Here is a 22,690-nt window from a genome sequence, read left to right on the forward strand (position 1 = left end):
CAGACGGTCAACGGCCGCCAGTTGGCAGCGATCCGCAAAACACGTAGCAGCCGGGACTTGCGTATAGACACCGGCTTCTCATCACGAAATTGAAACCGAAACGAAAATGTCTTGAATTGCCGGAACTGGCAGTAAAGAAGCATGACCGAATTGTCGGCATTTTCAAATCAAGGAGATCGATTGAGTGTCAACTATGAGTGGCATTCCGCCCAGGTTGAAGGATGTCGGTGGTAGCGTGTGGAGTTGCTGCGCGGGGTCTCGGTCAATGTAAAGACCAGGCAGTAGCCTGTGTCGTCCAGGGCGAACATGGCTTCGGCCGCTTTGGGGATCGGATCGAGGTCGAGGAAGGCGCCTGCGACGCGCTTGAAGTGCGAAGGCTCCATGGCATGCGCACGCGCGGCACACTCGAAGTCGGCGATCACGCCATCCATGTCCACGTAGACGCGAACCTTGTCAGGGTAGTGTCGTATTCCCATGTTCTTTGCTCCTGAAATGCTTGTGACGGGCGTGGGAGAGGTCATCCCTCCCACGCCCGTCACCGTCTATCGGATCAAGCCGCTTCGGCCAGACCTTTCCATTCGCGGCCGGACAGTTCGATGAGCTTGCCGCCCAAGGCCTCGAATTCCGTGGCCCGGTCGTAGTCTTCGACGTCCTGGCTGTACCGCGTCACCGCGTTGACCAAGCCGTAGCCGGACAGGTCGCCGCCTTTGATGAGATGGTTGAGTACACCGTCGCCTTCCTCCTCGCTCAGCGTGTAGCGCTGGCGCAGCACCTCGACCGTCTTCACGGGGCTGGCCTTGAGCTCGATGCCCATCGTCTTCTGCATCTTCATCGCGATCTGCCTGAAGGTGTCTTCGGACAGCGCGGAGCGGACGACGTCGCGCACCTGCAGGAAGAAGGCCTTGTCGTCGGCCTGGCGCGTGTCCTCCTGGAAGATCGTCACGCCATCGTCGTTGCCCAGGGCCCGCCCAAGGTGCGTTTTGCGGATCGACTGATCCGCGGCGATCATGCCGTTGCTGCACACCAGCCGGTAGACCAGGGGCTGCACGGCCAGCGTGCCGAGGCCGACTTCGGAGTTCGTGACCACGATGCCGGCCTGCACCACGTCGCCCACCCGCATCTCGTATTGCAAACGGGGCAGGACGAACTTGATGTACATCCGTGTCTCGGTCAGCTCGACCGATTCGAAGGTGCCGTCCTGGAATTGACCCAGGACGGGCAGGACGCTTTGGGCGAGATCGACGTTGTCGAGGCAGCGGTAGCGGTTCGACAGCACGGCACGGACCCGGCCATCGAGCGTGCGCAGCATGGGGCGAGCCTCCTCTTGCTGCAGCCACGTGTTGACGTTGCGGTCGAGCAGTGCCGGTTGCTCCGTGCGCATCCGCTCGAAGTAGGCAAGCGGAATCTTCAGCTTGTCGGCAAGCTGGCGGCGAGCCAGCGGCGTGACCTCGAAGGGACGCGGCGTTTCGGGTGCGTCGATTGCCAGCACGGTATCGCCGTCTTCGCGCGTCGTGTGGTGCACGAGCGGGGAGGGGACCACATAGTCCTTCTTGCCGGCGAGCTGACGATCCAGTTCCTGGGCAAGTGCGGTGAGGGTACGTCCACTTTTCATGGGAATCTCCAAATGAAAGGCGGGGACGGCCGACCCCTGGCGGGGAGCGCGTCCCCGCTGGGGTTGATGAAGGCCGGCCGGATGGCTGGCCCGATGACGGCGCGAACAGGTCGCGCATGGGCTTCAAGGCTGCCTTCGTCACGCCAGGGGCGTGGCTGGTGCGGCAACTACCGTGGGAGCAGGGCTCCCGGGGAAAACCTTTTCGCTGGCATCCAGGCGAATGCCACTGAAAAGGCGGGTGCAGCGCGTGGCTGCACCCTCAAGGCCGTTATGCGGCTTGCCGGAGCTTGGCTTTCACCCGCGCGGCAGGCCGTGGCGGGGACTCCCGCACTTGGGCTTGCTGCAACCGGGCCTGCCAGCGGCGAAACCAGATGTCCGACCAGTCGGCGTCGGGACACTTCGGGATGAACACCTGGACTTCACGCCGGACACCTTCTTTTTGCTCTCGTCTGGCGCGCCGCGCGAGTGAAAAAGCGAAGTGTTGACCCGTGAAATCGCCATCAGCATCGTTGTCGCCGTAGATCCAGAGCCGGGTCACGCTGTCGGGAATCACGAGTTGCTCGAAATTGCCCGCGCCGAGCAGCGCCCAGGTGGGTTTGCTCGTTGCAAGGTGCAACGCCAGCCCCTTCTCGATGCCCTCGGTGACCACCAACTCGTCGGTCGCTTCGAACAGCTTGACGGGCAGGCCGGCGATCCCGGAGCCGAGCACCTTCTTGGTGTCGTCGGTGCCGAGCTTGCGGCCGTTCGGCAGGTAGATTCGATTCACTGCCCGAATCTCCCCATCGGGGCCATCGACGCGTGCCACCATCGCGGCATATTCGGCAACCTTGCGCGACTTGCCGTGTTCGTCCTTGCGGTAGTAGGCCAGTCTCGGGTGGAAGCGCAGCACCGAGGGGTACTCGGGGAAGGCCAATCCGCGCGACGTCAGGTAGCGGTCGACCTCATCGCCATGGCTGATGGGCTGCGACTCGTTCCAAATCTGCCGCACGAGCTTTCGCATGTACTCATCGGACGGCTCGCTGCTGCGGGGCGCCTGAGGCCTTGGATTCAGGCCGAGGTATCGCTCCACCGCCACCAGGACGTCATGAAAGTCCATGCCGGTCACCTGCTGTGCGAGTTGAAACCCGCCGCCGGCGCCGCAGCTTCGGCAGTGATAGTTGCCTTCGCGGAACTTGTCCGTGAACTGGAAGCGATCCTCGCCGCCGCAGAAAGGGCAGGGCATGTTGGCGCGTTTCTTGATCATCCGGGGTTCCAGTCCCAGGTGCAGCAGGATCTCCGGCCAGCGGCCATGGGCCCGGGCCTTCGCGTCGTCGATGCGACGCTGATACTCTTCGTTGGTCATGGTGATCTCCATGAAGAAACGCCCAGGCGCAAGGTCGTATCGCGAAGGCGAACAGACTCGGATGCGGGACTGGGCAAGACGCACGTCAGCGCCTTGGCTGGCGGACGTGCGGGCTGGGTACGTGGCCGAATGGCCAGCGTTGAAGACAGGGGGAGGTGCATCCGCACGCTCCCCTGAAAAATCAGCGCCACGGGCAGGGGTGAATCACCCCCGCCGCAACGCCCGATTCACGCGATCAGTTCGACCGCATGCTCATCTGCGTCCTGCTCGATGCGGACCTGGAAGGTCTGCCCGTGCAGGCACGGATAGCGGTTCGACTGCAGATCTTTGAGCAGCGAGCGCATCGCTTCGACCGGATCGGTCATGCGCAGGCGGCGAATCAGATGTTCGAGCGCATCCATGTCGGCATGCATGTCCGATTCGTAGGATCTGTCGTTGTCGTCGACATAGGACGCACACTGCTGGACCACGAGGCCGGAGTGTTCGCCTTTCGGGATGTAGAAACGGCCTTCGTGGTACAGGCCTTCATCGGTCAGGGTGACCGACGCTTCGCCCATGCGCACGGAAACCTCATCGCACAGGATGACCTCGGCGGAGAGCCACTCGGTTTCGATGGACGATTCGATGCGCTGATTGATTGCCGTCACCTCGATCGCCTGCTCGTTCAAGTCAACGAGATAGGGGTGAATCCAGTGCCCGTCGTCCAACTGCGTGCTACCCAGCACGACATAGCCCTTGGCCCGTGCCAGCATCCATTTCGCGCTGTTCGTGCCGTCCATCCAGTCGAGCTTGACCAGCTTCACCTGTTCTTGCTCGACCTGAGCGCGGCTCAGGGGCGCTTGGGGTTGGCGCAGGTAGCAGCCATAAGGCGAGTTCGACTGCATGGGGTAGCCCTCGATGCGTTCGCAGACCTGGCGCGGCAATGCCGAGGCATCGTTGAGCAGATCCAGGTGCCGGTGAAACCGCATGACGTCGAAGAAGTCCTCGACGAACTCCGCGGACGCCAGCTGCGCCTTACGGTGCACGAGCGCTTCGCGCCACGCCATCCGGACTTGTTCCCGGATCTTCACCTCCTGGACGTCCGCGTCGATCAGCGTGTCCCGGTCGGGCAGGCGCGCGAGAAACTCCTTCGAGTTCAGATGAACCACGTTTGGTGCTTCGTCGTAGATGACGTAGTTGGGCAGCGTCATCACGCGAAAGCCCTGCAGGTAGGCCACGATCCCCGAGGCGTGCCGGCCGCTGTGTGTGCCGATCAGGTGGATGTCTCCGATCGGTGTCGCCAGCAGACGCAACTCGGTCAGCGCATGCATGCGAGGAACCGGCCTGCCGTTGAACTCGATGGGCACGGCGAATCCCTTGCATAGCTCTTCGACGCGGGACGCCAGGTCCGGCAAGTCCACGCCGTGGAGTTCGATGCGCGTCCCGGGGATGCGATCGTCGCCGACTTCCTCGACCGCGATCGGCGCTTTCGACAAGGCATTCTCGGTTTCAAAGTCGATGCGCTTGCCGCGCGAAGTGACGATGCAGCGCGTCGAGGCGTACAGGCAGCGCGAGAAGCCCGCGCCGAAGGGATGTTCCTCGGCCTGCACGGCTTCATTCCAACCCGATTCGTTGAACGTCAGCAACTTGCTGAAGTCATCGATGCCGTGACCGTCGTCGATAACCCGAAGGGTCTGGGATATGGGGTCGTAGCTGACCTCGATCAGCGTCGCGCCGGCTCGGCGGCCGTTTTGAAGCAGCTCGGTGATCAGCGTGAACCGGTCACTGAACGCGTAGCGCTGGTTGCGCAGCGTTCCTTCTTCGTTGATGCGGACATGGACGTGTTCCATGGCTTGCTCCTGTGAGTGCAAGCGGGTCCGCTTCCCTCGCGGGAGCAGGCCCGCCAGAGGTTGAATGAAGAACGGTCAGTGCGCGGTGCGCACCGGTGCCGTGTAGAGCTGACCGGCCATCAGGGCCTCGACGACGCTGTGCGTCGCGAAGTCACCTGGCAGCAGGTGCTGGGTATCGAGAATCGCGCCGTCGGCATCCAGTCGTTCGACTTCGATGTTCGCGGGGTGCCAGCGCACCCGGTACGCCAACTGGTCGGCGCCGGAGATCACGAAGACGCGGCCGGCGTTGCCGGTGAGGACTTCGCTTTCCTTGACGAGGAACTCGATCTCAGTCAGGCCACGCACGCGCTGCAGCGAGCTGAAGGTGGCGGGGTTCTGGCGGTGAATGTGCAATTGCATGATTGCCTCTCCTAAAAAGATGTCATCTCGCAGTCGCGATCCGGGGCGGCCGCTGCCAGTGCGTTGCGGTCTGCCGGCGGCGCGTACGTGCGCGTCGGGTGGACGTCATGGGCGCAGGCCAGCCGTTCGATGCTTCTGCCGCGCATGTACGCTTCGTGACGCACGGCGTCGTCGTAGTCCATGCGGCCGGCGATGCCGTAGCAGGCCAGGATGGCCAGCAGGGCAAGGATGTCTTTCAACGTCGTCATGACGTCTCCTTCGATACGAAATGAGGGCCGCAAAGGCCCTCGAAGAAGGGTTGCAAGGGTCGCTTTCACACGAAGAGGTCGCCTTGCATGGTCTTGCGTTTGATTTGCTCGTTGATCCACTGCGGGTTCTTGCTCAACCGCGTGGAGGCCCACTGCAGGTTGTGCGAGAGCGCGTCGCTCACCCAGGGGGGAAAGCGGTTGAGCGACTCGCGCATCCAGCGCCGGACGTTGAACAGCAGCAGGTCGCGGAAGGCTTCCAGATCGACCAGGCCGCAGTAGGTGTAGGTCGACAGCGGACTGCAGCCGACGACGCGCACGCAACTGGCAAAGGAAAACGGCTTGTCGTCCTTGTCCGGATCTGTGAAGACCCAGCGCAGGGTGTCGAGCTTTTCCTCGAGCGGCGTGGCGGGGTCTGCCAATCCGTTCAACTCGTCGAGCAGCAGGCAATGGAGAAAGACGACGTCTTCTTCCGTCCACTCGACGGGCTCGTCGCCGCTGGTATCGAGTTGGTACTCCACCGCCTGTGGGTTGTTCGCTGCGTACGCCACATAGGGAAAATGGCGGGGCGGCAGCGGTGTGTCGCCGGTGCGGACAGTGACCGGCTGAAGGTTTGTGCGCGACATCGTGGCCTCCTGAAGAAATAGGGGGCACGACGCACCCAGGGGGCGAATGCCCCACGGGGTTGGAAAGGCCGATGCCCAAAGGACATCGGCCGGTGAAGAGAATGGCTGGCTTGGGGCGGACGATCCGCCGGATGACGGTGTGCCAGCTACCGCTGAGAAAACTGCTTTCGGCACGGGAGCGAAGAGCTCCCGCCTCGAAAGCATGTTTCGGTGCGGGACTCGGCCGCCAACGGGAAAGCGATGGCGGCGGGGATCACGGCGTGATCCACGGTGGACTCAAGGGCTCGCCAGGGTGGTGCGCAGGGCCAGCTACTGCATGCGTCGAAGATTGCCGCGCGGACTTCGGTCGGTCAATCCTTCCGGCGGCGAAGTCCACCAGGTGATGGCAAATTCGGGCGGTTTGGACGGGATATTCGGGTGGAGTTGAACCTGCCAGGCGAGGACGATCTGCGTCAAGTCGACAGCAGAGAGGTATCCCCATGGCAACTACATTCTCCGGCACGCAGATCGTCAAGACCGACGAAGGCGCGGTGAACGCACGCATCCTGGCGCGCGAGGCGAAGGTGGATTTCCGGCGCGTCGAAGCCGCCAGCATCAAGGTGGTCACGCGTCTGACCAGCGCCGAAGGTAAGCGCCTGTTCGTGCGCTTCTTCAGCACTTTGCAGCTCAACGCCCACTTCATTTCCGTGCTGGCGCGCACGCGCCTGGATTCGGACGACGTGGCCAAGGTCGAGGCGGCCATCAAGGCGCGTATCGACACGGTGGCCGAAGCGCTCAACAAGGCCATCGACGGTGCGGAAGCGCTGTTCCAGGCCAACGGCATCACGAGTTCGGCCACCTACGACACGCAGGCCCTGGAAATCGAGGTCGGGATCATCTCCTCGACCGGCCGGCGCTACCTGGACCTGATCGGCAAGCTCGACCAGTTGATGCCCTTGTTGCAGACGCTGGAGATCCACGAGGTCATCACCACCCAGGCGCTCGACATCCAGCGAGCAACGCTCAAGCGCCAGGTTCGTGACGTGGCGAACTCGGCGCGCAGCCTGGCAACGGGGCTGCGCCGTCGCATGAACGCGCTGGCTGCGGCCGCTGCCGGTGGCGCATCGGCTTCCCCTGGGGCTGTGCGCGCGAGGCTTGAAGGGGATGATGAGGGTGACGCGGATGCGGCTGACGATCTCGCCGAACGGGGCACCGTTGAAACGCTCACCGCCGTGGCGGACGAGCCTCTCGATCAACGGGTTGAGTCCTTGGTGCTCGAGACGCCCACTCCCGAGGCGCAGAGCGGTCCCGAGGTCGATGACTGAGCCCGGTGGAGGCCGCTGCTTGGGCGGCTTGTGTGCCCTGCGCCACCCATCTCTCGCGCCAACAGGGCGTTTGGGTGTGGTGTCGTGCCGTAGCGTGGCAAGGGGTGTTGCGTGGCTGTCGTGACGTGCGTTACCGTACCGGAACCAGTCATGCCTTCCCGCGCCGCAAGCGGGCAGGGCCTGGTTCTTCGCGGCGTGACCGTCACGCCCGGACGTAGCGGACGTCACCCGCCCTGCTGAAAGAGACTCGCCGATCCAGCGCGAGATCGTTCATTTCTCCTGTTCTTCGAAGCGGGCCGCTAGGCCAGCCATGAGTGTATTTCGCCCTTTTGCCGTCGCCCGGGAAGCCGACGGCATGTCCTGTGTTTGCTTCCCTAGCGATCGTATCGAACCTGGCCTAGCACGATCGCGACAGAGGGGGTCATGAACCTCGGCATCCATGAGGAACCGAACATGCCCACCGCAATCCCGTCCTGGCAGGCGTCAAGGCCTGCACGCGTCTCCCAGGACGCACCGCCCGTCCTGCCGCAAACCGGCTTCCTGCGTGAAGCGCGCTTGCTGCAATTCCTTCCCTTCTCGCACTCGACCTTGTGGCGCAAGGTCAGGGCGAAGACCTTCCCCGCACCCGTCAAGATATCCGGGCGCATCACCGCCTGGCGCGCGGAGGACATCCGTGCATGGATCGAAGCGCAAGGAGGCGATGGCGCGGCAGACGGGTGATCGGCACACCCGGTCGGTCACCCGTCTGGATTCGACTTCAGTCTGGTGGCCGATGGCCTATCGGCTGAAGGTGTGCTACTGGTTTGGGTCTGCGGCGGCGCTGCGATCAAAACGGCGATTCCACGCGCGGTAGGTCAGCCAAGCTGCAACCAGGCCGAAGGCGCCGGAGATGATCTGATCCCAGTCCAGCGTGTAGACCGGGCGATCGAGCTGGTCTTCCCAGAACTCATAACCGAAATGCCAAGTGGCGGTGAGCGCCAGCCCGATCCAGAAGGTCAAGGGCATGCCGCCTATGCCGAAGAAGGCAAAGGGCAGAAACAGTCCGAGTAGGAAGTGCGCGACGAAGTAGTGGTGCGTGAAGTACAGGCCCACGGTGGCCTGGAGCGCGCCTGTCAGCAGGCAGCCTGCAGCGAAGAAGATCCACGCGAAACGCTGCGAGGCTTTCTCGCGGGGCGTGAGTTTGCTCATGATGGGCTACCCCACAGGCTGGGCAGGCGGCTGCACCTCGGTTCCGCTTTCCAGGATCTTCAGGAACTCCGTATAGGCATAGACACGACCACGCTGTTTGCCGGTGATCTCACCCACGATTTGGAGCTTCTCCAGCGTCTCGAAGGCCTTGTTGACGGTAGGCGCACTGAGGCCGGCCTTCTGCTGGACTTGTGCGGCATTGAGAAACGGGTGCGTTTGCAGCAGTTCATGCACGCGGAGCATGGAGTTGGTCTGTTCGCCACAGGTTGCAATGCGTTCCCTGTCTGTCTGGAACAGGGCCACGATGCGCATGGCACTCTCATAGGCGTTGTTGGCGGTCTCTGCCACGCCGGTGAGGAAGAACTCTGTCCAGGTTTCCCAGTCCCCGCGCAGCCGAACGTCCTGCAGCAAGCGGTAGTACTGCTCCCGATGGGTCTTGAGGTACAGGCTCAGGTACAGCAACGGTTCGTGAAGGATCTTCTTCTCGACCAGGAAAAGGGCGATCATCAGACGGCCCAGACGCCCATTGCCATCCAGGAATGGGTGGATGGATTCGAACTGCACATGCAGCATGCCTGCCTTGATGAGCGGCGGGATGATGGCGGAATCGTCATGGAGAAAGCGTTCGAGGTCTCCCAGGCACTTTTCCATTTCGCCAACCGGCGGTGGCACATAGTGGGCATTGCCCGGCCGGGTGCCCCCGAGCCAGTTCTGGGAGCGGCGGAATTCGCCAGGACTCTTGTTTTGCCCGCGCCCCTTCTGAAGAAGACGAGCGTGCATGTCCCGCAGCAGGCGCAGGCACAGTGGCAATCCCTTCGGGTCACGCAGGACATCCAGTCCGTACATCATCGCGTCCACGTAGTTGGACACCTCGGTGATGTCGTCGAGCGGCTTGCCGGCCAGCGCCGCGTTCTCGAACTGGAGCAGATCGTCCAGGGTGGACTGGGTACCTTCGATCTGCGAGGACAGGACCGCCTCCTTGCGGACGTACATGTAGAGGAACAGCGCCTTGTCCGGGAGCAGCATGGCCACGCCATCGAGCCGGCCGATCGCCCGGTCGGCCTCGCTCAACCGCTGGAGCAACTGCGCAGAGAGTGCCAGTGGTGGTTCAGGAGGCAGGGCGGGCGGAACGTAGGCGTTGACGGTTTCGTCGAAGGCCACGGTCGACACGTAGTGCCCGATTCTGGGATTCGTCGGCAGGGTGTCTTGCGAGGTGTCGCTGGTGGGCATGGCGCGTAAGTTAAGGCGGCTTAAATAGCGGTTGTTGCTAATAAAAAACTGTGCCAGAAATTTTACTAATGCTGTGAGAATGCCGCAAGCGCCGGTCACTGTGCTGGACACGTAGCGAGCTCAACTGCTTGAGGTGGCGCTGAGAGATGAGCGTCCCTCGGGTATCCCGTGCCTGATCCAGCGGGCTGGCTACGGACAATCCCCTAGTCTTGCGACCGGGGGATTCCGTCCTGCAGCGACGAGCGCTGCGTCGGCTTCGTCCTTTGTCCTTGGCCTCTGGTGGCGGAGGCTGTCTCATGTGTTCCGGGCGTATGCCCCCGAAATCCTGGACATGACCGTATCGAAGTCGAAATCAGCGTGGAACAGCGGTTCGAATCGACCTTGTTCGCCTTCGAAGACGAACTCCGCGCAGTAGCAGTCCTGCTCGTGCTCGCCGCAGTACTGGCACTCGGGGTTGCAGCGGACGATCATCTGATCAATGGCATCGGCCGGATCGTCCGAGGCCATCAACTCGTCGTCGGCAGACCAGCGGCTGATCTGGAACTCGCCGCGGGCGAATTCCAGAACCTCCTCGGTGGTCTCGAACGCCCAGTTCAGCAAGGCTTGGCAAGCAGGAAGCAGCACGACACGGACGTAGTCAAAGCGGTAGCCTTCCAGCAGGCACAGCACGCGCCCTTCTTCTTCGTAGAGGCTCTGAAAGGAAATCGGGCCGTAGCGCTGCTCGAGCGCACGGTACCGCTCCGGGTCGAGCCGGATGTGCTTGAGCGCGTTGTTGATGGCATCGATGAGCTCGAACTTCCGATTGCTGAGGCGTGCGCCGTCCACGCAGAACAGTTCATCGAAACGCCGGACGAACTCGCTCCTGCGGTCATCGAGGCCGGCTGTCTTGCGAATCGCCAGGATGTAGTCGACGGCATGGGCGAGGAACAGGTTGGCGCCGAAGATCCGATGCAGCTGGACGCTCCGCGCAGCGATATCGGCCCGCAGTTCCGCCATCGCGGGCTCGAGGATCGCGTGGAGATACTGCCGGTAGTCCGCGCAGGCTTGTTCGAGTGCTTCGGGTGAGGGGGGCATGGACGCATCCTTCCTTTGGAACATTGCACGAGCCGGGTGGGTGGGTCTACTGATCTGCGAGCACCACGACGGGATCCAGTTCGAAGCCTGGATAGTTGAATGCGCCGGCCAGCGTGTCGCAGTCGGCGGGCGTTGCGCCTTGTTGCCGTAGCGCCGCATGCCAGCGCGCCGTCACCACCTGCTGAATCTGGTTGACGATGTCTGTTGCCTGCGCCAGGGAGAGCTTGAACTGCGCATGTTGCGAGAGCAGATTGGCGCGGTTCGCGTAGCGGTTGAAGCTTCCGCAGGTCATGGCGAGGTCCCGCTTTTCGGCGCTGGTGAGCGGGTTGGGCGTCAGGTCGTACGCCGGTGACAGCTCCCACTTGTCCGTGGTCGCGATCAAGGCGTGGTTACGAGGGTGGTCATCGGTGTTCGAGATGAGGGCGTTGAACACCATGCGCCGAAAGATCTCTTCAAGGTCTTGAGCCGATCGTGCGCTGCGCCGCCGCAGTTCGTCGGCCAGCAGCAGGTAGGACCACTTGGCCCGATCGCCATGCGAGTCCTCCGCGTCCAGCGCGGTCAGGCCGCTGACCATGCGATGTCGAAGGTAGCCGTCAGCGGTCAGCGTGCGGTCGAAGCGCTGCACGAGCAGCACGTCCTTGCCGGCGACCGTCTCGATGCGGTGCCTGGCAACGCGCAGGCCGCACTCCTGCGCCAGCGCAAGCATCGCGCCTTCGACACGCGCGTTGTTCCACTTGTCGCTCCTGTCCGGGAATTTGGCGAGCCACAAGCCTTCGGCATCCTCGACCACGTTCTTTGGCCGGGCGCCGCCCATGGAGGTGCCGGGCTGCAGAAGCTCGCGCATCTGTTCCGGCACGCCCGGCCGGCCAGCCGCCTCGTCTTCCATGAACTGTTCGGCCGCGGCGAGCAGGGCTTCCAGCTGGATGACCTGGTTGAACTTGCGGATCGGGGCGGGAGGCAGCTTGTTGCGACCGAAGGACAGGGCGCCCGCGCGGTCTTCGGGAGAGTGCAGCAAGTAGTCGACCTCGGTGAGGTCGGTTCGTCCGGTGTGCTTCTCGATGATGCGACGGCCCCAGGCATCGGGAGATGCGTCGCGCAGGGCGCCGAAGATGCCTTTGAGCTTGACCGTCTGCGTACGCCTGGGCGCCAGGGGCAATTCGTAGGGCTCCAGCGGCACCGCGTCGGTGCGTTGCAGATAGGCCGGGTTGTAGACGAACGAGCCCGTCGGCACCCCTTGCGGGAAAGCCAGTTCGTAGAACCCCGCCGTCACGACCTCCATAGACTGCGGCAACTGGAGGTAGACGTAGGCGCGCTGGTCAGAACTCGCCATCGAGGTTTTCCTTGCGGTGGCGGACCCGTTGCGGCAGGCGCGTGATCTCCAGTTGCTTGCCTTCTTCGTCTCGTTCGGGGTCGGCAAATGCCTGAATCTCGGATTCCAGGCCCATCGCCCACAGCATGGCCAGGTAGGCCCCCAAGCCGGTTTGCAAGTTGCCGGCTTCCACCGCCCGCGCGGTGTCGTAGCTGATGCCCGCCTTGGACGCCAGTTCGCGCAGGGTCAGCCGGCGGCGCTTGCGGGCCAGCGTCAGCCGTTCGCCGATGCGCTGGGCGCCATCCTTCACCGCGAAAGGCGCGGTCTGGTTCAATTGAAGAGGGCGAGGCATGTTGAAATCAATCTAGATTGATATTGGGTTGGTTTCAGCATACTTCTTGATGGTCTTGATGTCAACTTCAGGTTGGCTTAAAGACTTCTAATGCGTTTTAGAAACGGTTTCAGTCCTCTTTTCTAACGAAGCGAAAAAAATCCCCCCAGCCTTGCGACCGGGGGGAGTCCATCATGCAGCGACGAGTGCTGCGCCAGTATCGGCGTCCGCCGCTTGGCTGCCGGCCTCGTCCTTTGTGAGGTCGAGTTGCTCGATCAGTTCAGCCTGCCGCGCTTGTAGCGTCTGCAGGCGAAGCGCATGCTCGAACGGCCGGCCGAGTTCGACCTGCAGGTCGACCAGGCGCTTGCGGCGTGTCTGCAGCAGGGTGCCGGCCTTGTCGGCCGACTCCTTGACGGTGTCGAGCGTGGCGAGCAGGCCCGCCACGAGGGCCGGCCCCATTTGGTAGGGCGCTGCCTCGTAGACGGCGTTGCCCGTCAGGTGGTAGACCGGCGTGTGTTCGCCGTTGATGCAGACGATGCTGAGGTCGAACCCGCCGAAGCGACCGACGACGCGATCCACGTGCAGCCGGCCACGGGTGGCTTCCTCCTTCACCGCCAGCACCCTCGCTCGCAACGCTTCTCCCACCGCATCCGGGCCGGTGAAACGCTGCTTGCCGATCTCTACCGAGATGTTGTCCATTGTTTGGGGTTCCATCCGGAACAGGTCGGCCTCGTGGGCCGCCTGCTTCTTCTCCAGCGACGCGATCAGCAGCGGCAGATCGGCCACCTCACGCTCGTTGGCATAGCGCTGGTTGCGCCACACCCAGTGGAGCGTCGAGAGCTTGGCTACCTCCGCGTCCACGCCTGCCTTTTCGATGATGAGCGGGTTGCCCGATGCCAGGGCCTTCACCTCGGCATAGGACAGCGCGGCGAGCGCCACGTCCTCGACGGAGCGGATGCCCCGGTCCCCCCGCATAACTTGGGCGATAAAGCGTGCTTTGGTCTCCAGGGTCTGCCACGAATACGCGTCGAAGGATCCTTCGGTCACGTAGCGGAAGATGTCTACCTCCTCGTTCATGTTGCCTTGCCGCAGGATGCGGCCCTCTCGCTGTTCCACGTCGCACGGGCGCCATGGCGCATCGAGGTCGTGTTGGGCGACCAGGCGGTCCTGCACGTTGGTGCCGATGCCCATCTTCTGGGTCGAGCCGATCAGCACGCGGATGCGGCCTTCCCGCACTGCCTTGAAGAGCTTCGCCTTTTGGGCGTCGGTGTCTGCGTCATGGATGAACGCGATCTCTTCTTCGGGAATGCCGGCGGCAATGAGCCGCATGCGCAGATCCTCGTAGACGCTGAAGGCTTTGCCGCCCTTGGGAGACGACATGTCGCAGAAGATCAACTGCGCACCACGCGTTGGCGTCGTGCGCTGCCAGATGGCATACACTTCACGCACGCACGCGGCCACCTTGCCTTCCGTGTCGAACCGCGCCGAGGGCGCGATCAGCCGGAAGTCCAGCGCTGCCTTGCGGCCGTCGTTGGTGACCGCCAGCATGTTGTCCTCGTCGGGCTTTACATGACCGCTGCGGATTGCCGCGGCACGTTCGACCAGGGTCTGCACGAAAGCCTTCAACTGCGGGCTCGGCGGGCAGGCCATGGTGCGGGCCTTTCCACCGCGCAGCTTGGGCACCGGCAGCTTCAACATCTCGGCGGTCTGGATGTCCGCCACCTCCCCGAAAATCGACATCAGCTCGGGCACGTTGATGAAGCGCGCGAAGCGCGTGTGCATCCGGTAGCCGCTGCCGTCCGGGGCGATCTCCAACCCCGTGACCGCTTCCCCGAAGGTAGCGGCCCAGGCATCGAACTGCTGCAGGCCCAACTCGGCGAGCCGCCTGGGTTGCAGGTAGCGCTGCATGGTGTGGATCTCGGCCATGGTGTTGGCCACGGGCGTCGCGGTTGCGAACACCACCCCACGCTGGCGGTTGCCGTGCAACTGCATCGTGTAGCGCGTCTTCAGGTACAGATCGAAGGCACGCTCGGAACTCGCCATCGGCAGACCCGCCACCCGCATCTTGGAGAAACGGAACAGGTTCTTGTGCAAATGGGCTTCGTCCACGAACAGCCAGTCGATGCCCAGTTGCTCCCAGGTCAGCAGGTCGTCTTTGCGTTCCTGCGCCGACAACTTTTCCAGGCGCGCGGCCCAGCTCTTCTTCATCTTCTCCAGTTGCTTGACGATCCGGTTGGATCGGTCTTCACTCTTGGCCGCACGCACGGCCAGTTCTATGTCATGGATGACCTCCTTGATGAACCCCTCGGAAAACTCGGGGGATGTCTTGATACGCTCGAAACTCGAATGGGTGATGACCACCGCATCCCAATCGCCGGTGGCGATGCGCGAGACGAGCTCCCGACGGCGGTCACCTTCCAGGTCTTCCTTCGTGGCCATCAGTACTGAGGCCTGGGGATAGAGCCGGACGAATTCCGCCGTGTAGCTTTGAAGCATGTGGTTCGGAACCACATGGCAGGGCTTGGACGCGAAGCCCAGCCTGCGCAGCTCCATGCTGGCGATGACGCACACCGCTGTCTTGCCGGCGCCCACCGTGTGGAACAACCCGGTGTTGCCGGACTGCACGATGCGCCACACCGCGTTCGGCTGCTGCGGGTGCAGCTTGAAGCACTGCGAGAAGCCCGGCAGCAGCAGGTGCGAACCGTCGTAGGTTCTCGGCCGGGTGGCGTTGAACAGGCGGTTGTAGAGCGCGCACAGCCGCTCGCGCCGGCCCATGTCTTCGAAGGCCCAGGCGGCGAAGCGATCCTTCAGCAGGCCGAGCTTCTCCCGGGCGGCCAAGGTTTCCGTAGGGTTGACCACGTAGGCGTCCTTCTCGGGCGCATAGTCCTTGACTGTCGGCGTCTGTACGTTGAGCGCGCACAGGACGAGCTCCACTGCGTTCATGCGCGAGGTGCCGTATTCCTGGGTCGCCTTGACGCTTTGCCGCACCGACCATTCCGAGTACTGAACCCACCAGGCGCCTGCTTCGGCCGAATAGGTGACCTTGCAGTCCTTGAGTTCCAGACCCTCTTGCAGGAAGGTCTCGATGTCAGCCGCCGGAATCCAGACGGCGCCGAGGCGAACCTCGATCGACGCCGGCGGCAGGTCCTCCGGCTGTACGCGCTCCAAGGCCTCGGCATTGCGCCGGTAGGCCTCGCCACCCATCCTGGCCTGCTCGAGCTTGACCTTGACGTTGCCGGACAGGTATTCGTCGGCCGTCTTCCATTCGTCGTCGGATGGGTCGTGGAAGATGTGCCCGGCTTCGGCCAACGCGGTTGTCACCGCGTCTGCCGGAGCGCGCAGCAGTTCTCCCATGTACCCAGGATCGACGCGACCGCGCCACTGCATCGACGCAGCCAGCGCCGCCGTCGGCTCGTCGGCCGAGGTCGGCGCCGTGATGCGCTTCAACGTCCGCTGGGTGAACAGGGCCGCCTTGCGGGCGGAATCCGTTTCCTCGTCGTAGTGCTCGAGCGAAAGCAGCAGCGGATAGTCCGGGTCGCGCCGGAACGCGAGCGCATTGGCCCGCGTCGACAGGCAGCCGTACTTCGCCACATAGCGGTCGTAGGTGCCGTTGAGCATGGACCGCAAGGGCCGCAGCTTGTCGTCTCCGTCTTCGGCCAACTGGGTGTCCAGCAGGGCCCGGGCATGGTCGCGGATCGCGCACATGCCGGTGATCCGTGCCCGCTGGGTGGCGTTGAACTGCTCGTGGACATCGACGAGCGAGCCGCCGTCCACCCGGTGGATCCAGCCGTTGCGGATGCGGAAGGTTCCTGGCCTTGCACCAGGTTCCGCAGGCTCAGGCGCGTGCACGATCCGTGCAGTCGCCTTGGCGGCGCGATAGGAGCCCTCGGGCAACATCGCGATCCGCTTGGACAGGGCGGCAGCGAGGTCGCCCTCGAAGACCGCTGTCGGCACTTCCCCGTAGCCGTTGCTTTCCATGCGCAGGCGGCCGATCACCCACTCGGGGTGCCGGGCGTACCAGGCATTGACCTGCATGTACGGCCGCCCATGGCTCGGGTCGATCAGGCCATCGGGTGCCTGGGTACGTTCGATCCAGTCGCCGTCGAGCACTTCCGACTCTTCCCGCTTCTTCAGGATCAGCACGTCGGTCTGCACCTCCGTGCCCGCCAGTTCGGCAAATGTGCCCATGGGCAGGCGGATCGCACCCAGCAGGTGGGCCTGCGAGGCCAGATGCCGGCGCACGACCGTGCTGGAAGACTCCAGCGTGTGGCTGCTGGTGATCAGGACCACCAGGCCGCCGGGGCGAACCAGGTCCAGCGAACGGGCGATGAAGTAGTTGTGGATGCTGAAGCCCGCGTAAGGCCGGTTGCTCGTATCCGGCACCTTGTAGTTGCCGAACGGGACGTTGCCGATGACCAGGTCGAACCAGCCATTCGGGAAGGCTTGCCTCTCGAACGGCGCGACATGGACCGCGACCCCGGCCGGCGCATACAGCGCCTGCAGCATTCGACCCGACAGGCGGTCGATTTCCACCGCGGTGACCTGTGACTTGGCCTGCAGCGTTTCCGGCATGGCGCCGATGAAGTGGCCGATGCCGGCGGCGGGTTCGAGGACGCGTCCACCGGCAAAGCCCAAGCGCTGAACCGCCGCCCACAGGCCGGCAACCACGTCCAGCGACGTGTAGTGGCTGTTGTTGACGGAGGCTAGTGCAGACGCGTGGTCGGTTTCGTCCAGCACGGCTTGCAAGCGCTGGGCTCGTGCGGTCCATGCCGGTTCCTTGCCGGCGAGGTTGAAGGCCGCCGGCAGGCTGCCCCAGCCGGTGTAGCGCACCATGGCGCGGCGCTCGTCCTTGTCCGGCGGGCGGCGCTCGGTTTCGATGCGGGTCAGCATCTCGATCGCGCGCAAGTTGGCGTCGAACTTGGCCACGGCGCTCCCCAGGCCGTCCAGATCGGCGGGGCGAAATGGCGGGACGGTCTCACGAGCAGTGCTGCTCGCTTCGGCGACGGCGGGCCACCAGTTCCGCCCATGAAGAACATGGACTTCGGCGGCTTCATCGCGGCTGGCGTTGGTGACCGGCCCCGGAATCGATGTCGCCTGGGTTTCCGCAGCCGGCACATTCGAGGCGCCGACCAGCCTGTTGGATGGCGTGGCGTCGGGCTCGAAACCCGGAAGCCAATAGGACGCTGAGATATCTGTGGCTTTTTTGGCCATCTTGAGGACTCCTGATAAACAAGGAGTCCCCCGTCCCGTCATGAGGAGTGGAGCTCCTCGATGAGGGTTGAAGAAGTGGACCGATGCAGCGCGGCCTCGAAGGAAGTCCCGTGTCGGGATGGAAGTCCTGAAGGGGATGCAACGAGCGATGTCCGCGCGCCGAGCGGCGCGAGCAGCATGTTTCTGCCAGCCCCCGCGTGCGCGGCGGGGTGGCAGGTTCGTGTCGCAAGGCGGGTATCGACCGCGACGCCGATCGGTGTCGGAATGTCCCGTAGGACAAGCGTCGGGCCGCGATGGCCCATGAGCCCGGTCAGTGTCTCGCGCTTTGATCCGCGTGTCCCGATGGCAGCAGAAACGCTTCTCTCAAAGCCCCCGAACGGCGGTCGGATGGGGATGGTGGTGTTACCCGTCAGCCTGCCAGCCGGGAAGGCAAACCGATTTGAATCGCGGCGATCACTGCCGAGTGGGTGGCGAGGAGGGGGTTCTGAAGGTTTGGTTCAGGCGGTAACGCCTTTGTCCCACCACGAAGGATCCCTCGAACGGGGGTGCAACTGGTGGAGCGTGCATGGGCGACGCGGATCGACGCAGGTTGGGCTGGCGGGCCCAGGCATCGACGGGACTGTTGGCCGGTCCGGAGCTGATGTCGAGTTCTCCCTTCTTTGGGGTGAATTTCGGCTGTCTCGCCAGGGCGTGCAACGAGAGCATCGGAAGCAGGTTAATCCGTATGCCACGCGCCTGAAATGCACAGTGAGTCGACCCGCCTGTCCATCGCCATTCTGAGGGCAGTTCTTGCCGGGGAGACCTATGACACCGTCGCCGCAGACTACCACCTGACCCGCACTGCCATCGAACATCGGGTCAAGCGCCTTGCCAGGTTGTTGCAGCGACAGGTCGGAATCGACGGGTTCAATCCGGAGGCCACGGGTTACGTCCACAAGTTGCGCGCCCACAAGGATGACGTCGAGGCTGCCCTTGTCCGCTTCGAGGCGGGTGAGCTGCGCCCGCCGGCGCAACCGCAAATCCTTACCGACAAGGATGTATGGACGGTCATCCGCCGCGCGGGCCTGCGCAGCCCGATGCCTTTGCGGGACATGGCGCTCATCCACATCGTGCTGGCAACGGGTGCGCGACCGCTGGAGGTTGCCCGCCTTGAGATTGGTGACTACCTGAATCCGGATGGCTCGGTTCGCAGTTGCTCCGAGATGCGGACGGAGGTGTCGGTCAACCGGAAGCCGCGTCCGCTGTTTTTTCGGAGTTCGGCGGCCATCAAGGCCATCGATGCCTATTTGGACCATCGGCTTGTCCAGCAGGGCAGGGCGCCGCAGGCGGGCGAGACCTACCGGGGGTTCGACGCCTCTGCCCGGCTTTTCCTGAACGATGCCGGCCTGCCCTACGTCGTGCACTGCCTTGATGCCGAAGGCCGTCCCCGCTTTTTGTGCCGGCAGATGCTCGACACCTATCGCAAGATCTTCAAGCGCGTCAACATGCAAGGTCTGTCGGCCGTGGCCTTGAGACGCACGGTGGCGCTGCGCCTGGATGCCCGCGGAGCGGACGAAGAGCAGATCGGGCTCATCCTGGGCATCACCGAGAAACAGGCTGTCCGCGAGCTGTTGCCGCCTCGCCCCGATACGGTCGAGCTGATGACCGACTTGTATCCGGACGCGGACATCCCTGCGACTCCCTTCTCCCGCACCAAACTGTCGGATCGAGTGACGAGCTGAAGCGAATTGCCCTTGATGGGGACGCAGTCGCACCGTTGGCTCACAACGGCCCGGCAACGGGCCCATTGCACCATGTTCATCACCATGGCCGAAGCGCAGACCGGTGGTTCCAAGCGCCAGTTTGTACTTCGGGTTCAGTGTGACGGTGCGCAAGTTCCATCGCTTGGCCTTGAGTCAAGCACTGGATGCGGTCGGAACGGTTGACTTCTTGCGCCATGTGAATAAGAATTATTCGCAGTTATGATGTGCAAGTAAAACAACGATTCACCTGAATAGAGAGGCGCTGCAATGCCGATGGACTCGCCGGGAGCGGCGCTTAAGGAGGTCTTCGTTGCGCACAGAGCGCAACTCCGCCGCATCGCCCAGAAGATCGTGGGCACCCCAGAGATTGCGGACGAGGTGACGCAGGACGCCTACTTGAAGCTTGTCGAAGGTGCGTGTGCGCGCAATGTGGACAAGCCTTACTGCTACTGCTGCCAAGTGGTCCGCAATCTGGCTCTCGACCACTGCCGTCGCCAGGCTGTCGAGTCGACGTACCGCATCCACACTGAGGACGGGGAGCTTCCACAGGTCGCGGGCGGTTGTGTCCCGGAGCGTTGTCTGCATGAGCGGCAAGTTCTCGATGCCATTGACAGGGTTCTCGGAACCCTGGCGCCGAGGACGCGGCACGCATTCGAACTCTACCGGCTGGGCGGGCTGACGCAGCGCGAAATTGCGCAGCAACTGGGATGCTCTGCCACACTTGTGAACTTCATGCTCAGGGACGCAACACAAGCCATCGCCTCGTGCCGCGATTTGCTGGACGATGCATAACGCTGCCAAGCCCCGTTGCGTGGGGCGTCGGATAAAAGGGGTAGGGCGCACAGGCGTCCCGTGGGTTTTGCGTCTTGGTCACATAGCTGTCATCATTCAATGACCTGTGCTATTTGATAGCGCCATCAGCCACCCAGTGTTCAAAAGGCAGCCAATGGGCGAAGAAGTGAATCCGAAGCAGGATCCGGTTTGGGATTTCGCCTGGTCCTGGGTGATGCGCCAGCATGAGCACCAAGGCTTGGATGCAGCCGCCGAGGTCGAGCTGGCACACTGGCTTGCTGCCGACCCTGCCCATCGTCAAGCCTACGACAAGGCCGGTCGCTTGTGGCTGATGGCAGGTCTGGTTCCTCCTGCCAACGATATCGACATCCCCGGCTGTACGAAACCCGACGGCGAGCGCTAGAAGTCGGGTTTTTCCTGCTCTCAGTCGAGCGTCGGGTCCATTGCACCCGACCAGTGACGTTCATCGCTTCCGGAATCAACGAGATCACTGATTGACGTCGCGATTTGCGTCGGCGGTGCTTCTTTGCGCATTCTTTGTCCCTGTGCTTTTCGCGTGTGTCGCCAAGGGGAGGCGCTGCGCGCCTTGCGACGATCGGCTCCCTCGTTTCCGGTTCGCCATGGGCCGGCGTGAGATGTTCTGCGACTAAACAAATCGACGGCTGTCTCGTCTTTGAAGGCAGTGACCAGCGTGTCGGCAAACGGGCCGGCAAAGCGTGAGGTCGCTTTCTCTTCACTGCACGAGGATGCCCATGTCGACCAGTTGCTTTGACCGTGAGGACGAGACTTTCATCGTTCTTGTCAACCACGAAGAACAGTACTCCATCTGGCCCCACTGGAAGGCCGTACCCGGCGGCTGGAAAGCCGTTGAAGGGGTCAAGGGTGACAAGAAGACCGTCCTCGAATACGTCGAAAAGACGTGGACGGACATGCGTCCGCTGTCGCTGCGTAAATGGATGGACGAGCAGGCCGAGAAAGCTGCCCAGTCTGCTGCTGCGACTGCCTGATGACTGGTTCCATGAGGTCGCCGTTCATCGATCTGCTGACCCTGCCGTGTGCGGGCGCGAGCGCCACCATGTACCTGCGGTGGCGCCGTCTGCTGCCGGAGTGGATCCGCGTGGTGCCGGTGGAACTGCCGGGGCGGGGCGGTCGCCTGGGCGAGCCTTTCGTCGAGGACTTCGGGCGGCTCGTGGCGCAGATCTGTGATGAGCAGGCGGCGGCGATGCAAGGTCGCTATGCCCTGTTCGGTCATAGCATGGGTGCCTTGTTAGCCTACGGAATGGCGCAGCACCAGCGGGCCCTGGGCAAGCCCCTGCCCCGGGCGATGTTCGTGTCTGGCAGTCCTGCGCCCTCGCGCCGCGATCCGGACCGGTTTGCCGGCAAGGGCGACGATGCGGCCCTGATCGCCGACCTGCGCAAGCAGGGCGGTACGCCCGAGGAGGTGCTGGCCAGCGACGAACTGTTGCGCCTCACGCTCGACACCCTGGGCGCGGACTACCGTGTCTGCGAGAGCTTCCGATACCAGGCGGGCGAGCCACTCTCCGTGCCGATGCACGCCCTTGCAGGGCGGCAAGACGACATTGCCGCTGAGCGTGTCGAGGCCTGGCGGCGCGAGGCCGGCAGCATGTTCACGCTTGATTGGTTCGATGGCGGGCATTTCTTCATTCGTCAGCACGAGCAGCGGGTGGTTGCTGCGGTGGTGCGGGAGTTGACGCATCAGTTTGCGGGGGTGTGCCATGCAGCCGCGGCGTCTGCCTGATTCGCTGCCGCCCGGCATCGACGTGTTCCAGCTTGCGCTCGATCTGGCGGCGCCGTTGTCAGACGCCGACTGGGGCTTGTTGAGCGAAGAAGAGGGCGTGCGCGCACTGCGCTTCCACAGGCATGACGACAAGGTCCGCTTCGTGGCCACGCGTGTGGCTCTGCGGCGACTGCTGGGTGCGCGTCTGCGTTGCCGCCCGCAGACCTTGAGGTTCGTGACCAACCCATATGGCAAGCCACGCCTGGAGGCGGCTTGCTCGTCCAATCCGCCCGTCTTCTTCAACGTGTCCCATGCAGGCAGCTTCGCCTTGATCGCCCTGTCCGAGCGCGCGCCTGTGGGTGTCGACATCGAGCGTCGCGATCCGCGCTGCGATGTGATCGGCTTGTCGGCCCAGGCGCTGTCGGTGTTTGAGCGCCGACTGTCGGACGATCGGCACATCGACTTCTTCGAGTGCTGGACGGCCAAGGAAGCGGTGTTGAAGGCTCTGGGCCTCGGTGTTGCGGAGCATCTGCAGCAACTCTCGGTGTTGAAGCTCGGACCTGCCGAGGGGGCTTCCTATGACATACGCCACGAAGGGATGGACTGGCCTCGCGTGAGCGCCCTTCGCCTTGATTCGCCGCCCGGCTATGCCGCCACCCTGGCGTGGCAACCGGACGGCAAGGGAGAAATGAAGTGGTGAATGAGTCGATATTCCGGG

The 22,690-nt window shown here is 63.5% G+C and carries 21 protein-coding genes; 8 read left to right on the forward strand and 13 right to left on the reverse strand.

Features of this window, described 5'->3' with window-relative positions; all coding sequences use genetic code 11:
• Positions 1 to 191: 191 nt before the first annotated feature.
• The 7 genes from G7047_RS02430 to G7047_RS02460 form a co-directional block, all read right to left on the reverse strand.
• Complete coding sequence (locus G7047_RS02430; protein ID WP_166300382.1) at positions 192 to 476, reverse strand: hypothetical protein; 285 nt, start codon at positions 474 to 476, stop codon at positions 192 to 194.
• Between the two features lie 74 nt (positions 477 to 550).
• The gene (locus G7047_RS02435; RefSeq protein ID WP_166300384.1) at positions 551 to 1,612 is read right to left on the reverse strand and encodes a DUF932 domain-containing protein; all 1,062 of its coding nucleotides are present in this window, start codon (positions 1,610 to 1,612) and stop codon (positions 551 to 553) included.
• A gap of 268 nt (positions 1,613 to 1,880) precedes the next feature.
• Entirely contained in the window at positions 1,881 to 2,954 is a 1,074-nt protein-coding gene (locus G7047_RS02440) for a toprim domain-containing protein (protein WP_166300386.1), read from the reverse strand.
• Between the two features lie 227 nt (positions 2,955 to 3,181).
• Complete coding sequence (locus G7047_RS02445; RefSeq protein ID WP_166300388.1) at positions 3,182 to 4,783, reverse strand: ATP-binding protein; 1,602 nt, start codon at positions 4,781 to 4,783, stop codon at positions 3,182 to 3,184.
• A 75-nt stretch (positions 4,784 to 4,858) separates the two neighbouring features.
• On the reverse strand, positions 4,859 to 5,182 hold the full coding sequence (locus G7047_RS02450) for a hypothetical protein (RefSeq protein ID WP_166300391.1): 324 nt from the start codon (positions 5,180 to 5,182) through the stop codon (positions 4,859 to 4,861).
• An 11-nt stretch (positions 5,183 to 5,193) separates the two neighbouring features.
• Positions 5,194 to 5,430: a hypothetical protein gene (locus tag G7047_RS02455; RefSeq protein ID WP_166299478.1), complete on the reverse strand. Its 237-nt coding sequence runs from the start codon at positions 5,428 to 5,430 to the stop codon at positions 5,194 to 5,196.
• Positions 5,431 to 5,495: 65 nt separating this feature from the next.
• Positions 5,496 to 6,053: a hypothetical protein gene (locus tag G7047_RS02460; protein ID WP_166300393.1), complete on the reverse strand. Its 558-nt coding sequence runs from the start codon at positions 6,051 to 6,053 to the stop codon at positions 5,496 to 5,498.
• A 479-nt stretch (positions 6,054 to 6,532) separates the two neighbouring features.
• Here G7047_RS02460 and G7047_RS02465 point away from each other — a divergent pair, with 479 nt between their 5' ends.
• Both G7047_RS02465 and G7047_RS02470 read left to right on the forward strand, forming a co-directional pair.
• The gene (locus G7047_RS02465) at positions 6,533 to 7,357 is read left to right on the forward strand and encodes an AcaB family transcriptional regulator (protein ID WP_166300396.1); all 825 of its coding nucleotides are present in this window, start codon (positions 6,533 to 6,535) and stop codon (positions 7,355 to 7,357) included.
• 423 nt (positions 7,358 to 7,780) lie between these two features.
• A complete protein-coding gene (locus tag G7047_RS02470; RefSeq protein ID WP_166300398.1) occupies positions 7,781 to 8,077 on the forward strand; it encodes an AlpA family transcriptional regulator in 297 nt (98 codons plus the stop codon).
• 75 nt (positions 8,078 to 8,152) lie between these two features.
• On the opposite strand, the gene G7047_RS02475 is transcribed toward G7047_RS02470, so the two are convergent.
• The 6 genes from G7047_RS02475 to G7047_RS02500 all read right to left on the reverse strand — a co-directional run bounded on the left by G7047_RS02475 (position 8,153) and on the right by G7047_RS02500 (position 17,700).
• A complete protein-coding gene (locus G7047_RS02475; protein ID WP_166300400.1) occupies positions 8,153 to 8,545 on the reverse strand; it encodes a hypothetical protein in 393 nt (130 codons plus the stop codon).
• 6 nt (positions 8,546 to 8,551) lie between these two features.
• Positions 8,552 to 9,775: a Fic family protein gene (locus G7047_RS02480; RefSeq protein ID WP_166311822.1), complete on the reverse strand. Its 1,224-nt coding sequence runs from the start codon at positions 9,773 to 9,775 to the stop codon at positions 8,552 to 8,554.
• Between the two features lie 294 nt (positions 9,776 to 10,069).
• Entirely contained in the window at positions 10,070 to 10,849 is a 780-nt protein-coding gene (locus G7047_RS02485; RefSeq protein WP_166300403.1) for a hypothetical protein, read from the reverse strand.
• 46 nt (positions 10,850 to 10,895) lie between these two features.
• Complete coding sequence (locus tag G7047_RS02490; RefSeq protein WP_166300406.1) at positions 10,896 to 12,179, reverse strand: type II toxin-antitoxin system HipA family toxin; 1,284 nt, start codon at positions 12,177 to 12,179, stop codon at positions 10,896 to 10,898.
• Positions 12,166 to 12,510, reverse strand: a complete 345-nt coding sequence (locus G7047_RS02495; protein WP_166300409.1) for a RodZ family helix-turn-helix domain-containing protein — start codon at positions 12,508 to 12,510, stop codon at positions 12,166 to 12,168. The genes G7047_RS02490 and G7047_RS02495 overlap by 14 nt, the downstream gene beginning before the upstream one ends.
• Before the next feature lie 171 nt (positions 12,511 to 12,681).
• On the reverse strand, positions 12,682 to 17,700 hold the full coding sequence (locus G7047_RS02500; protein ID WP_205904700.1) for an Eco57I restriction-modification methylase domain-containing protein: 5,019 nt from the start codon (positions 17,698 to 17,700) through the stop codon (positions 12,682 to 12,684).
• Between the two features lie 740 nt (positions 17,701 to 18,440).
• Here G7047_RS02500 and G7047_RS02505 point away from each other — a divergent pair.
• The 6 genes from G7047_RS02505 to G7047_RS02530 all read left to right on the forward strand — a co-directional run bounded on the left by G7047_RS02505 (position 18,441) and on the right by G7047_RS02530 (position 22,672).
• Positions 18,441 to 19,421, forward strand: coding sequence for a site-specific integrase (locus tag G7047_RS02505; RefSeq protein WP_166300411.1), 981 nt, complete (start codon positions 18,441 to 18,443; stop codon positions 19,419 to 19,421).
• 288 nt (positions 19,422 to 19,709) lie between these two features.
• Positions 19,710 to 20,234: a sigma-70 family RNA polymerase sigma factor gene (locus G7047_RS02510; protein WP_166300414.1), complete on the forward strand. Its 525-nt coding sequence runs from the start codon at positions 19,710 to 19,712 to the stop codon at positions 20,232 to 20,234.
• A gap of 154 nt (positions 20,235 to 20,388) precedes the next feature.
• Complete coding sequence (locus G7047_RS02515; protein WP_166300416.1) at positions 20,389 to 20,637, forward strand: FecR/PupR family sigma factor regulator; 249 nt, start codon at positions 20,389 to 20,391, stop codon at positions 20,635 to 20,637.
• Positions 20,638 to 20,986: 349 nt separating this feature from the next.
• Positions 20,987 to 21,241 carry an MbtH family NRPS accessory protein gene (locus tag G7047_RS02520; protein ID WP_166300419.1) on the forward strand — a complete coding sequence of 85 codons (255 nt, stop codon included), beginning with the start codon at positions 20,987 to 20,989 and terminating at the stop codon, positions 21,239 to 21,241.
• Positions 21,242 to 21,252: 11 nt separating this feature from the next.
• On the forward strand, positions 21,253 to 21,993 hold the full coding sequence (locus G7047_RS02525; RefSeq protein ID WP_166300421.1) for a thioesterase II family protein: 741 nt from the start codon (positions 21,253 to 21,255) through the stop codon (positions 21,991 to 21,993).
• Positions 21,971 to 22,672, forward strand: coding sequence for a 4'-phosphopantetheinyl transferase superfamily protein (locus G7047_RS02530; RefSeq protein WP_166300424.1), 702 nt, complete (start codon positions 21,971 to 21,973; stop codon positions 22,670 to 22,672). The genes G7047_RS02525 and G7047_RS02530 overlap by 23 nt, the downstream gene beginning before the upstream one ends.
• Positions 22,673 to 22,690 lie beyond the last annotated feature (18 nt).

The sequence above is a fragment of the Diaphorobacter sp. HDW4A genome (genome assembly GCF_011305995.1).
Taxonomy (GTDB): Bacteria; Pseudomonadota; Gammaproteobacteria; order Burkholderiales; family Burkholderiaceae_C; genus Diaphorobacter_A.

What these genes read in the sequence shown, in the direction of transcription:
- G7047_RS02495 (WP_166300409.1), bottom strand. Translation starts at nt 12,510, where the DNA reads ATGCCTCGCCCTCTTCAATTGAACCAGACCGCGCCTTTCGCGGTGAAG.
- G7047_RS02455 (WP_166299478.1), bottom strand. Translation starts at nt 5,430, where the DNA reads ATGACGACGTTGAAAGACATCCTTGCCCTGCTGGCCATCCTGGCCTGC.
- G7047_RS02460 (WP_166300393.1), bottom strand. Translation starts at nt 6,053, where the DNA reads ATGTCGCGCACAAACCTTCAGCCGGTCACTGTCCGCACCGGCGACACA.
- G7047_RS02465 (WP_166300396.1), top strand. Translation starts at nt 6,533, where the DNA reads ATGGCAACTACATTCTCCGGCACGCAGATCGTCAAGACCGACGAAGGC.
- G7047_RS02525 (WP_166300421.1), top strand. Translation starts at nt 21,253, where the DNA reads ATGAGGTCGCCGTTCATCGATCTGCTGACCCTGCCGTGTGCGGGCGCG.
- G7047_RS02505 (WP_166300411.1), top strand. Translation starts at nt 18,441, where the DNA reads ATGCACAGTGAGTCGACCCGCCTGTCCATCGCCATTCTGAGGGCAGTT.
- G7047_RS02435 (WP_166300384.1), bottom strand. Translation starts at nt 1,612, where the DNA reads ATGAAAAGTGGACGTACCCTCACCGCACTTGCCCAGGAACTGGATCGT.
- G7047_RS02490 (WP_166300406.1), bottom strand. Translation starts at nt 12,179, where the DNA reads ATGGCGAGTTCTGACCAGCGCGCCTACGTCTACCTCCAGTTGCCGCAG.
- G7047_RS02450 (WP_166300391.1), bottom strand. Translation starts at nt 5,182, where the DNA reads ATGCAATTGCACATTCACCGCCAGAACCCCGCCACCTTCAGCTCGCTG.
- G7047_RS02530 (WP_166300424.1), top strand. Translation starts at nt 21,971, where the DNA reads ATGCAGCCGCGGCGTCTGCCTGATTCGCTGCCGCCCGGCATCGACGTG.
- G7047_RS02445 (WP_166300388.1), bottom strand. Translation starts at nt 4,783, where the DNA reads ATGGAACACGTCCATGTCCGCATCAACGAAGAAGGAACGCTGCGCAAC.
- G7047_RS02440 (WP_166300386.1), bottom strand. Translation starts at nt 2,954, where the DNA reads ATGACCAACGAAGAGTATCAGCGTCGCATCGACGACGCGAAGGCCCGG.
- G7047_RS02515 (WP_166300416.1), top strand. Translation starts at nt 20,389, where the DNA reads ATGGGCGAAGAAGTGAATCCGAAGCAGGATCCGGTTTGGGATTTCGCC.
- G7047_RS02485 (WP_166300403.1), bottom strand. Translation starts at nt 10,849, where the DNA reads ATGCCCCCCTCACCCGAAGCACTCGAACAAGCCTGCGCGGACTACCGG.
- G7047_RS02475 (WP_166300400.1), bottom strand. Translation starts at nt 8,545, where the DNA reads ATGAGCAAACTCACGCCCCGCGAGAAAGCCTCGCAGCGTTTCGCGTGG.
- G7047_RS02520 (WP_166300419.1), top strand. Translation starts at nt 20,987, where the DNA reads ATGTCGACCAGTTGCTTTGACCGTGAGGACGAGACTTTCATCGTTCTT.
- G7047_RS02470 (WP_166300398.1), top strand. Translation starts at nt 7,781, where the DNA reads ATGAACCTCGGCATCCATGAGGAACCGAACATGCCCACCGCAATCCCG.
- G7047_RS02480 (WP_166311822.1), bottom strand. Translation starts at nt 9,775, where the DNA reads ATGCCCACCAGCGACACCTCGCAAGACACCCTGCCGACGAATCCCAGA.
- G7047_RS02430 (WP_166300382.1), bottom strand. Translation starts at nt 476, where the DNA reads ATGGGAATACGACACTACCCTGACAAGGTTCGCGTCTACGTGGACATG.
- G7047_RS02510 (WP_166300414.1), top strand. Translation starts at nt 19,710, where the DNA reads ATGCCGATGGACTCGCCGGGAGCGGCGCTTAAGGAGGTCTTCGTTGCG.
- G7047_RS02500 (WP_205904700.1), bottom strand. Translation starts at nt 17,700, where the DNA reads ATGGCCAAAAAAGCCACAGATATCTCAGCGTCCTATTGGCTTCCGGGT.